Raw genomic sequence first — 11,711 nt, forward strand, 5'->3', positions numbered from 1 at the left:
TTTCTCCTTTAGGCTGGTTAATTATTTCAGATCCGCTAAAAAGCTCTTACCATACTCCGGCATGGTGACGTTAAAGTTCTCAGCCACGGTTGCTCCGATATCTGCAAAGGTTTTCCGGATTGGCAAGGCTTGTCCGCCTCCCGCAAAGCGCGGCGAATAGACCAGAAGCGGCACATACTCACGGGTGTGATCCGTTCCGCGGTAGGTTGGATCATTTCCGTGATCCGCGGTGATGATCAGAAGATCGTCACTGGTCATTTTGGCGAACACTTCAGGCAGCCTGGTATCGAAATCCTCCAGAGCATCGGCATAGCCCTGCGGGTCCCGGCGGTGGCCGTACAACGCATCAAAGTCTACCAGATTTAAGAAGCTGAGTCCATGGAAAGGTTCATCCAGCGTGGCAATGATTTTATCCATCCCATCCGAATTGGACACTGTACGGATACTCTGTGTAACACCTTCACCATCATAAATATCCGATATTTTCCCCAAGGCAATAACATCATAGTTAGCGTGCTTTAAGGCATTCATCACCGTTGGGCTGAATGGCTTCAGCGCATAATCATGACGGTTCGCGGTACGTTTGAAGTTACCCGCCTCACCAACGAACGGTCTGGCAATAATTCTACCCAGCATGTAAGGATCTTCGAGTGTAATTTCCCGGCAGTATTCACAAATCTCATACAGCTCTTTTAACGGCACAATGTCCTCATGGGCTGCGATTTGCAGCACGGAATCCGCAGAGGTGTATACGATGAGCGCCCCTGTCTTCACATGCTCCTCACCCAGCTCGTCTATAATTTCTGTTCCGCTAGCCGGCTTGTTGCCGATGATTTTGCGCCCGGTCTTTTGCTCGATTTGGGTAATCAGCGCCTCCGGGAAGCCATGCTCAAAGACACGGAAAGGCGTATCAATATACAGCCCCATGACTTCCCAGTGACCGGTCATTGTATCCTTACCGCGTGAAGCCTCCTGCATTTTCGTATAATAGGCCAATGGCTGGTCAGCAACAGGTACGCCCTGAATTTCTTCGATGTTGGATAAACCGAGTGCTGCGAGATTCGGCATGTTCAGCCCCCCGCGTTCACGGGCAATATGTCCCAGTGTATCTACATCGTAATCATCAAACTCGGCAGCGTCAGGCGCCTCTCCTATCCCTACAGAGTCCATAACAATTAGATGGATTCGTTCAAATGGCTTCATTCGTGAAGACCCCTTCTCTATTTACTCATATCATCCGCTTGGAAAGCACCCGGCAACAGTTTGGCCATAGTCCACTCCTCGGTATTTCCGGTTAGATTGGTCAGATAAATCTTGGTATTCTCGTCGCAGAATTCGGCCAGCACTTGACGACAGGCCCCACATGGCGACACTGGTCCTTCAGTGTCCGCTACGACAGCAATGGCTTCAATTACATGCTCTCCTTCGGAGACCGCTTTAAAGATGGCAGTGCGTTCAGCACAATTGGTCAGCCCATAGGATGCGTTCTCAATATTGCACCCTTTGTAAATCTTCTTGCCCCCGGTGAGTATCGCCGCTCCGACTGCAAATTTAGAATAGGGTACATAGGCAGCATTCCGTGCTTCTATGGCTTCCTTGATTAACTGTTCTTTCATCATGATTCCCTCCTGAGAAGGCCTGTCCCTTGTAGGAACAGACCTGAGATTACAACGTTTTAGTAGGAAGAGTTGGACTGCTCGCCTTCCATGATTTTCACGCCGGAGCTGGCTCCGATTCTGGAAGCGCCCGCTTCGATCATGTTCTGCATGTCCTGAAGGTTACGTACACCGCCGGATGCCTTAACACCAACATTCTCGCCGACAGTTTTACGCATCAACGCAACGTCCTCTGCAGTAGCACCACCAGTAGAGAAGCCAGTCGATGTCTTCACGAAATCTGCGCCTGCCTTAACTGACAATTGAGAAGCGATCACTTTTTCTTCATTCGTCAGCAGGCTGGTTTCAATAATAACCTTTACAATAGCTTTGCCAGCTGCTGCATCGACTACAGCCTTGATGTCCTGCTCCACATAAGCATGGTCGCCATCTTTCAATGCACCGATATTGATGACCATATCCACCTCAGTGGCTCCGGCAGCAATCGCATTTTGCGCTTCAAAAGCCTTCGTGGCGCTAGTGCTCGCTCCCAGCGGGAATCCGATTACAGTACAGACTTTGACTTTGGTACCAGCCAACCCTTCAGCAGCATAGCTTACCCATGTAGGGTTAACACACACAGATGCAAATTCATATTTCTTAGCTTCCTCTATCAACTTCGAAATCTCCGCTTTCGTTGCGTCTGCACGCAGAAGCGTATGATCAATCATTCCTGCTAAATTCAACATTTATGCCATCACCTTTCTCGTGAACAATTCTTGAGTCTATGCTACCATATCATGCACTTGAACACTTGTAAACACACGTATGAAATTACGTTCACGAGTCGGTTTACACGTACATGTAAAGTATAGTCCCTTTATCCTTTTGCTAAAAAAACAAAGTCCCCTTAACGCAATAACGCTTGTGCGGTGAACTGGTCCGTGATCAGAATATTAGCATATCTGCCCTTGAGCGCAGCGCGTATCGCTTCGGTTTTCCTCTGACCGCCGGCGACCAGAATGGACTTCTCTTTTTTGCCCAATTCAGCAAGATCAATGCCAACCGTGCGATTGTTTAACTCTTCACTGCAAATGGTCCCATCTTTATCGAAAAAGCGTGAGCAAATGTCCCCCGCTCCTGTCCGGCGCAGCAATTCCTGCTCTTCCTTATTGAAATACCCAAGGCGAAACAGCAGCGTATCCTCCTCCACCGTTCCTACTGTAAAGGCTGCGATGTTCGCTTGCCGGCCAAGCTCGATAATCCGCCGAATATGCCGGTCCTCTTCCACCATGGTCTTCACCGCAACACTGTCAAATATCACAGGCAACGGCAAATAACGCGCAATGGTCCGAAAAGCTTCCGCAAACAGATTGACAATCTCCGCCGCATAAGTATTAACTTGAGAATGGCTAACGCCACCCTTCAGTTGAACCACTTCCACACCCTTTACGGGCTTGGATTGCAGTTGAAGCGCTACCGCATGCATTGTGGTGCCCCAGGTTACACCGATAATATCGCCGTCCTGCACAGTCTCGTGGATATAGTCCGCTGCTTTTTTACTGATATGCTTCTTGATCTCTTCCGCGTCATTGGTGGGCGAATTGCACAAAACAACGGTATCCAGTCCATATTTTCGTTTCAAATCGCTGGCGAGAAGGTCCAGATCCTCACTGGGATCAATGATCGTAATATTCACGTAGCCCTGGTCCTTGGCATATTGCAGCAGTCTGGAGACAGTCGGGCGGGATAAGCCCATTTTGACGGCAATCTGCTGCTGGCTATAGTCAGACTGATAATAGAGTCTCGCTGCTTGTATGCTCAAACGTTGCTTTTCAATGTCCATGGTCACCCCAACTACCTTAGTATGTTTTGTCCCGCAAGATCCTATAGCGATTTTAAACTATAATGAAGGATGAAAATAGAGGAAAATAAATTGACAACAAAAAGTGTCAATCCTATAATGATTTTAATTCAATTATTTAATTGAATATTCAAAGATAGTGATTCTCTATTCCATTAGATGCAGGGGGAAAGCGTTACAATGAATACAGAAATAGATGCTAACGCATCAACTAAAGGAACCTCATCCAGGCTGGAACAATATGTTCAGTCTCCGGAAGAGCAGCAACGATTATATCGAAGGTCATTGTTCGTTGTAGTACTATCACAAATGTTCGGGGGCGCGGGGCTCGCTGCTGGTATTACCGTCGGAGCACTGCTGGCGCAGGAAATGCTGGGTGCAGATAGCTTCACAGGCGTCCCTACGGCTCTCTTTACATTCGGTTCTGCCGCTGCGGCTTGGATCGTTGGCAGACTTTCGCAACGCTTTGGACGGCGGCTCGGACTGGCTGCAGGTTTTCTGACTGGCGGACTGGGTGCCATTGGCGTTGTGCTGGCAGCTCTAACCACTAATCTTCCACTACTTTTTATTTCCTTATTCATCTATGGTGCCGGAACAGCTACGAATTTGCAGGCTCGCTATGCAGGGACCGATTTGGCCGATTCCAAGAAACGGGCTACAGCGGTTAGTATAGCCATGGTCGCTACCACCTTTGGTGCGGTTGCAGGTCCCAACCTGGTTGAACCTATGGGCCGGTTTGCTGCAATGCTGGGAGTCCCTGCTCTCTCTGGTCCGTTCATTCTTGCTGCTGCGGCTTATATTGTAGCCGGATTGGTATTTTTAATATTCCTGCGTCCTGATCCTTTACTGGTAGCCAAAGCCATTGCTGAGCATCAAAGTGTAAATAAGCTGCAGCAGTCTCAAGAAAAGCTGAGTGCTACATCCGTAAATAAAAACGGGATCGCTATTGGGGCAATCATCATGATCCTAACGCAAATCGTGATGGTTGCGGTTATGACCATGACGCCTGTACATATGAAGCATCATGGGCATGCGTTAGGGCAAATAGGACTTGTTATTGGCATTCATGTAGGAGCTATGTACCTGCCTTCGCTCGTAACAGGCTTGCTAGTCGATAAAATTGGTCGCAGGGTAATGGCGATTGCCGCGGGTGTTACCCTGCTTCTATCCGGGATCTTGGCAGCTATAGCACCAGCACAATCTATGATCTTACTGATCATTGCTCTAGCCTTGCTTGGACTGGGCTGGAACTTCGGCTTAATCAGCGGAACAGCTTTCGTAGTTGATGCCACCACTCCATCCAACCGGGCCAAAGTCCAAGGTTCTGTGGATGTCTTAATCGCCCTGGCTGGTGCCTCTGGCGGAGCCTTATCCGGAATGGTAGTAGCCCACTCCAGCTATAGCATCCTTTCCTTAGCTGGGGGAATTCTTGCCCTGCTGCTTGTGCCTGTATTGCTGTGGCCTCGTTCCCAAAGATCATAGGTAACAGATTCTGCGTCAAAGCAGCCAGGCAGCGTCATACTTCCGGCTAAAATTTTTCGTCGAACAGAGAAAAAGGAGCACTCAACTCACGTTGAAGTGCTCCTACAAAAAACCGTTCATTCCACCAAAAATCAGTCCAAAGACATTAAAATAGCTCATGATAATTGACAGTATTAGGGCTATCGGCAGAACGTATATAAATTTCATTTTCTTTTTCGGAATGTTAAATAGCAAAATAAGGATCATGCCTAGATAAATCCCCATTAGATATGGAATTAGGTAATAATGCGTGTGAATAGGTAAGAACGCATGACGCAATTGGACCCCTTCTATCAGCAAGGCTGTGATTGGTAGAGCCATAATAAAAGAAGACAACCATCCTTTTCCACGCGCATACCACATCCAATAGGCACAAACCGGAGACACCAGCGCACATATCCCCCAAAACATAATTTCTTTCCGCGGGAAAAAGTGCAGAACAAGCACTGTATACACATAATAAACGGCAAGCATTGAAGCAAAAAAAGAAAATATTTTGACAGAGGCTAACTTGGGCGAGGAACTAAACACCGACAACAGTGTGGCCACAAACACCCAGATTCCAAGCCGCCCACCGATATTGTCAAAGATGGGGTTCATATTCGGTGTATCCACAAGTTTTGCTGCTAGGCCCAAGATAGCTCCGATAATTATTGCAGTTACTATTGAAACAACCTTTTGTTTCGTGGTTGATGGGTTCACGCCTCTAATCTGATTCAATTTGTGGCTTAGACTCATGGATAACCCTCCAACCGATGTTGTTATATCAGGCGGACAATTTAATCGAGGCATTTACAGATAAGAACCTCATTTAGTTGGAATCTTTACCCGCTAACCAGTCAGCTAGCTCCTCCGTCTGAGAGAGCGTTGCGATGGGATCAAAGTACCAGGATTTATCCTGACTCCAGACATATATTCGATCATTTTTAACCGCTTCCAGTGAGCCCCATACAGGATCAGCCTTGAAATCTTCTATAGTACGCTCATTCGTTGTAATTACAATATAATCTCCTGCAAAATCAGGCAGCGCCTCCTCTGATATCTCCACCAGCTGCTCCTTCATGAGCAGATCTTTCTTAGCTGCAGGAGGCTTCAGTCCAAGCGCAGTGTAGACAGCTTGTCCTCCGCGGCCAAAATTGTCTCCAAAAGCCAATGTGCCTTTTTTATTGTATTGCATAATTGAAAATTCACTGTTGGCAGGAATCGCCTTAGCTACACGTTCTTTGGCACTTGAAATGCGCCGATCATACTCATCAAGCCACTTTTTCGCCTCAGCCTCTTTACCAAGCGCCTTACCAAAATAAGTGATTTCTTCATGCGCATTCTTTAACTCTCCGAATGGAACAACGACCGTAGGGGCAATCTTGCTAAATGACTCGTACAGTTGATCATTGCCAGTAATAATCAGATCCGGATCCAATGCCAGTACTTTCTCTAGCGAGATAGCTTCATATTCCCCAATATTCTCTACACCTTGAAGAAATTCTTTGTAATAGGGATTTTTCAAATTCAATTCCGGCGTCCCGACCGGCGTTATTCCGAGAGCAATCATGCTTCCCAAATACAAATCAACTATAATACGCTTGGACTCAGCCGGAATTTCAATCTCTCCATTGATCGTTGATACCGTTCTCGTCTTGGCCACTGTACCACTGTTGTCAGTCGCATTAGAGGACGTGGTCGATCCTGTATTTCCTGATGGTGAACCAGCTCCTCCAACCACTGTATTCCCTGCACCTGTCGAGCACGCGCTCAGCAACAGCGTCAAGGTGAACAACAAGACCAAGGCCATGCTTGATTTAGAATTTCTTTTCATTTGTATAGACCCTCCACGTTTTAATCGATAATGATTATCATCATCATTAACAATATAACGTGGTCGCCTACCGGTTCCAATAGATAATCCCGATAAAATAAATGGACGATCTTCTGCTAAGCCGCGCTGCCTTCCCATCGTCCGGAAACGAACTGGTGATAGACTGGTGTACTTTTTGAATACTCGACTAAAATAATACACATCCGAATATCCTACTTCTGCCGCAATATCCCGTAAGGTTGCGTCAGTTCTGAGCAATAGTTCCTTAGCATGGCTCAACCTGACTTGAATTAAATAGTCAATCGGGCTTGCCCCAGTCTGCGCCTTGAAAGTCATCGATAGATGGCGGGGACTGTAGTTCAGCTGTTCTGCGATGGAATCCAGTGATATGCTTTCCTGATAATGCTGTTGGATATAACGAATCGCCTGGGAGACGAGATTCGGCTTGTGTGTCTCTACACCCTGCGAATCCAACTGCCACAGTAGCTCGTGGACGAATTGGTAAAAGAGTCCCTTGACCTTAAAGCGCTCCAGCTCTCTCGCATGCACCCATACCTTCTCCATCCCTGTGAGGTAGCGAAGCAGTGACAATGGTTCCTGCGGTTTAAAGCCATATTGAAGCGAGAACGGCTTGTTCAGCTCCATAAGCAGTGCAAGCTTTTTCCCCCTTGGAAGAGCATTTACTGCCCTGTAGAACAATAAGTAATATTCAAACTCCTCCTTCACTACTATATCCAGGCGCATCCCCTTCCCCCCGTGCAGCACATGAAATTGCCTCACTTCATGCACCATACCATCCAGCTTTAGGCTGGCTGAGCCGCGGATGCTATAAAGGAACCCGCTTGCAGGTAGCAAATAGGCTTCCAACAGCTCGCTAGGATTCATCACGTTATGCCTGATGTCCAATATTTTCACAGCAGCTTGGTTCCATAGCGTAATATGCTCATCCAGATTCAATACGCAATCATCTCCATTCCAGCCCTTTTCGCTCTTTAATGAAGAGTCTCTATTCGACCTAGTTATTCAAAATCCCCTATAATTGCCCCTAATAGTAAATTCCCATTCATGCCTGCTTCATTATAAGTGATAATCGTTCTCACCTTCAACTCCAAATTAACCAAATCGACGTCCCTTTACCAAGATGAGACTGCACAACAATCCGGCCGCCCATCGCCTCAGTGAGTCCTTTGGAGACGGCTAATCCCAGCCCAGATCCATCGGTTGAAGCACTGGTATTGCCTCCACGGTAGTAACGCTCGAACAGATTGCTGACCGTTCGCTGATCCATCCCCTGCCCATTGTCGCTAAAATGTATCATCATTCCCTTTCCCATATCACCGGTAAGGGTAACTGTAAGCTTCGTGTCGGGAGAATTGTGGAGCAAAGCATTGGCTGTCAGATTATTGACAATCCGCTCCAGCCAAGGCGTATATAGATGTACCCTAATCTCTTTGGATGCAGCTTTATAGATGATCCTTCCCTCGCCGTATGCGGGATTCGCTGCGGCTTGATCCAGCGCATTGGCCAACCAGCCGTTCAGCTCGATCTCTTCAGTCAGCGGCGGCGTGATGCCATTTCGGATACGGTAGGAGATCGCCAGATCACTGATCAATGTATCTATATGCGCAGATTTCTCCAGCATTATCGCGGAGAACTTGCGTACTTCAAGTGGTGACCATTCATATTCCTCTTCCGCCAGCAAATGGGCGTAACCCTTGATAGAGGACAGTGGCGTCTTCAAATCATGGGTAATCCCGCTGATCCATTCCTCACGCAAGATTTCCGTCTGGCGGCGGGTCTCCTGCTCGCGCTGCAGGCTGTCCGACAATTTATCGATAGATAACATGACATCTCCGAACACGCGATAACGTCGTCTCCATTTGCCTGACTTCATCCGGCTGCGCGGCTGCCCTTTCCGGTCAGCCGGTTCTTTAAAGGACGATTTGCCGAGCGAATCCAGCCAGGCCAGCATATGCAGCATAGGGCCGCCAAATCGATGAGCGTTCAGAAGGGAAAGTAGAGCAAAGATGATCAGGGTTGCGATAAGCATAATTGCTGCGCCTGTCCAAATGATGCGAGTCTCTGCCGAAATAAAAAACTCTTGTGCCGAATAAATGTTGGCGTTAAGGGGTAATCCAATCACCCAGGTCAAGCTAGTATCTTCATCATAAGCAGATGAGATGTCATAACCGTATCTGTCACCATACTCTGAGCGCAGCGCTAGTTCTTGAACATTATAATGGTCCGGGACCGATGAGGGACGGTTGAAGGATGCTAGTTCCGCGCCTGAACTATCAATTAGCTGCACATATCCTTTTTTGGCATACATACGATCGGCTACGCCTTCCGGGAGCAACAGCTTTCCACCTGAATATGATGGACTGCTTTCCGTGAGCGTTTTCAGCAAAGGCTCCAAGGTTTTGGGAACGCCATACAGCAATGTGTAGAGAACACCGTTTTTCTCCTGAATCCACAAATACAGGCCATAAGGAAACTCCTTTTGTCCTTGCCAGTAAGCAATCAGCTCTCCCGGCGCATATTGTTTGGGCACATCGCTTGGCGTATTGTAGGATTTCTCTACCTCTCCCTCTTCGTTGAGGCTTTGCAGCCAGCCGTGATTCTTCTTCACCTGCTCCAGCAGTTCGGGATCGAAGATAACACCATCCTCCCCGAACTGGGAAGACTCCACAAGTCGCTCCAGCCCTACTGAGTAAAAATTGTTCTGCAGTCTAACATCATTCATGCGCCCCATCACCCACCAAATGGTGCAAGCGGCGATCAAAAGCACGACCAGGCCAGCAATGACGGCATGCAGAACGAATCTCAATGTTAATTGTCGCTTGATGTTCATGTCTACAAAGATCTCCTCTGGTTTTCCTGTACGAGCTTGTATCCCATTCCTCTTACATTCACCAGAAAGACCGGGTTGGATGGCTCCCGTTCAATGCGTTCTCTGATTCTGTGGATATGAACCATAACCGTATTGTCATCGCAAAAGGCTTCCTCGCCCCATACACTTTCGTACAGCTCCGTTTTGGTGAATAACCGGTTGGGATGCTTGCACATAAACAGCAATAGTTGAAACACTAACGCGGGACAGGCAACCGTTTGCCCCTCTACCCTCAGCTCCCCGGCGACCTCATCAACCTGAAATCTTCCGAAATCATACACATTGGCCGACTGGCTGTTGCTGTCCTTGCCTGGCTCTATTGGTCTACCGGTAGTGGCTTCTTTCTCCAGATAACGACGCAATTGCGATCTGATCCTCGCGACCAGTTCCAACGGATTGAATGGTTTTGTTATGTAATCATCGCCCCCAACTGCGAAGCCGGTCAGCTTGTCAAAGTCGGATACGCGGGCTGATAGGAATAAGATCGGTGCATTCGTCTTTTGCCTAAGAAAAGGACAGATCTCAATCCCGCTTCGTCCCGGCAGCATCACATCCAGCACGATCAAATCATATGTAGTCACGGAACAGGCCGCAATGGCCTCTTCTCCGCTTCCGGCAGAATCAACGTGGGTATATCCTTCCTTACGTAATACGGTCTTCATCAGCTCTATAATGGAATCCTCATCATCCACGAGCAGAATGGAAGCATCTTTCATCCCGGGTCCTCCTCCGCACTTCTTGTCTTCCCTCATCTTAACATGAATTCATTACATAGAAGTGTTGACTCGCACCTTAACAGAAGCTTAATTCTTCTAGGCCTACTCTGCTAAAAATTAAGCTACTGCTAAGCCCCCGTTACATAAGCCGAAAAGTTACGTTGTTACAATAAAGATGTGAGAAGAACAGATGGCAAGCAACAAGCCAAGGAGGAACAGAAATGAACAAAAAGCACAAGACATATGGCAGGCGAACGATAGGGTATACCAAAATGATAGCGGGAACAGCAGCGTTAGCCGTTCTGCTCACCGCTTGTGGAGGAGGAAAGGCAGTGGAGAATAAGGAGACAACAACTGCAACGGGTCAACCACAGGCAACGGCGAATACGAACACTTCTGCAGAGCAGCAGCCAGGAAGTACAGCCACATCCAAGGTTCAACCCGAGGCACTGGCACAGGAAATGTTGAATGGTAATTTCAGCGGTATCTACCAGCGTTTCAGCGACCCTTTTAAAGAAGATATTACGGAAAAAGAATTCAGCGAGATGTCCGCCTCCTTCATAGCAGGCGTTAAGTCCTTCACTCCCGGCTACGTTAGCCTTCTAAATGGCGGAGATCAGCGCTTCTGGAAAAGCGATGCCGGAGACAAAGGAATTACGGCCCTTTTCGATCCAAACGGGACTATCTTTCAGATGGCCATCACCCACCTGGAGACTCATCCGGATACCGACAAGATCAAAACCAAGATTGCCTATGAGTTGCCCCTGCACGGGGACTGGTACATCTTCTGGGGCGGGAACAATGAAATGGAGAATGCACACTACTCCTTTGCCGCCCAGCGTTACGCCTATGACATTATCCGGGCAGTTGACCATTACTCCTTCCAAGGCGATCCGTTGAAGAATGAAAGCTACCACGCTTTTGGACAAAATGTACTGGCGCCAGCCGACGGAACTGTAGTCTCCGTAGTGAATGATATCGCCGACAATGTACCTGTCGGAGTAATGAACGAAAAGCATCCTGAAGGCAATGTGGTAGTCATTGATCACGGTGGCGAATACAGTTATTTGGCCCATCTCAAAAAGGGCTCAGCTACCGTAAAGCCCGGCGACAAGGTCAAAACAGGTGATGTCATCGGACTGCTCGGCAACTCAGGCAATTCCAGTGAACCTCATCTGCACTTCCAGGTATCGGACGGCGCAGATCTTTTCAAATCCCAAGCCATCAATATTCAATGGAAAAATAATCTAGATCCGATAAAAGGAATGACCGTCACCGTTAATCCATAGACATGGCGCCACACTTTAAT

At 47.8% G+C, this 11,711-nt stretch carries 9 protein-coding genes and 1 pseudogene; 2 read left to right on the forward strand and 8 right to left on the reverse strand.

The genetic code is table 11. The annotated features are described in order from the left end of the window. Positions 1-21 precede the first annotated feature (21 nt). The 4 genes and pseudogenes from deoB to ACFVU8_RS07670 all read right to left on the reverse strand — a co-directional run bounded on the left by deoB (position 22) and on the right by ACFVU8_RS07670 (position 3,441). Positions 22-1,203, reverse strand: a complete 1,182-nt coding sequence (gene deoB / locus ACFVU8_RS07655) for a phosphopentomutase (protein ID WP_387426630.1) — start codon at positions 1,201-1,203, stop codon at positions 22-24. 17 nt (positions 1,204-1,220) lie between these two features. Further along, positions 1,221-1,625: pseudogene (locus ACFVU8_RS07660) on the reverse strand (cytidine deaminase); the annotation flags it as partial. Between the two features lie 50 nt (positions 1,626-1,675). Then, the gene (deoC, locus tag ACFVU8_RS07665; RefSeq protein WP_387427225.1) at positions 1,676-2,341 is read right to left on the reverse strand and encodes a deoxyribose-phosphate aldolase; all 666 of its coding nucleotides are present in this window, start codon (positions 2,339-2,341) and stop codon (positions 1,676-1,678) included. A gap of 164 nt (positions 2,342-2,505) precedes the next feature. Continuing rightward, complete coding sequence (locus tag ACFVU8_RS07670) at positions 2,506-3,441, reverse strand: DNA-binding transcriptional repressor DeoR (protein ID WP_379466130.1); 936 nt, start codon at positions 3,439-3,441, stop codon at positions 2,506-2,508. 198 nt (positions 3,442-3,639) lie between these two features. On the opposite strand from ACFVU8_RS07670, the gene ACFVU8_RS07675 reads away from it, so the two are divergent. Further along, positions 3,640-4,941, forward strand: a complete 1,302-nt coding sequence (locus ACFVU8_RS07675) for an MFS transporter (RefSeq protein ID WP_387426632.1) — start codon at positions 3,640-3,642, stop codon at positions 4,939-4,941. Between the two features lie 102 nt (positions 4,942-5,043). Here ACFVU8_RS07675 and ACFVU8_RS07680 read toward each other — a convergent pair whose 3' ends face one another. The 4 genes from ACFVU8_RS07680 to ACFVU8_RS07695 all read right to left on the reverse strand — a co-directional run bounded on the left by ACFVU8_RS07680 (position 5,044) and on the right by ACFVU8_RS07695 (position 10,402). Further along, complete coding sequence (locus tag ACFVU8_RS07680) at positions 5,044-5,718, reverse strand: hypothetical protein (RefSeq protein ID WP_387426633.1); 675 nt, start codon at positions 5,716-5,718, stop codon at positions 5,044-5,046. Positions 5,719-5,791: 73 nt separating this feature from the next. Further along, complete coding sequence (locus ACFVU8_RS07685) at positions 5,792-7,753, reverse strand: ABC transporter substrate-binding protein (protein ID WP_387426635.1); 1,962 nt, start codon at positions 7,751-7,753, stop codon at positions 5,792-5,794. A gap of 145 nt (positions 7,754-7,898) precedes the next feature. After that, positions 7,899-9,647, reverse strand: a complete 1,749-nt coding sequence (locus ACFVU8_RS07690) for a sensor histidine kinase (protein WP_387426637.1) — start codon at positions 9,645-9,647, stop codon at positions 7,899-7,901. Positions 9,648-9,649: 2 nt separating this feature from the next. Continuing rightward, a complete protein-coding gene (locus tag ACFVU8_RS07695; protein WP_379466135.1) occupies positions 9,650-10,402 on the reverse strand; it encodes a response regulator transcription factor in 753 nt (250 codons plus the stop codon). A 221-nt stretch (positions 10,403-10,623) separates the two neighbouring features. Here ACFVU8_RS07695 and ACFVU8_RS07700 point away from each other — a divergent pair, with 221 nt between their 5' ends. Beyond that, entirely contained in the window at positions 10,624-11,691 is a 1,068-nt protein-coding gene (locus tag ACFVU8_RS07700) for a M23 family metallopeptidase (protein ID WP_387426638.1), read from the forward strand. The last annotated feature ends 20 nt before the right edge of the window (positions 11,692-11,711 follow it).

Source organism: Paenibacillus sp. NPDC058177 (genome assembly GCF_042883835.1).
GTDB lineage: Bacteria > Bacillota > Bacilli > Paenibacillales > Paenibacillaceae > Paenibacillus_AQ > Paenibacillus_AQ agri.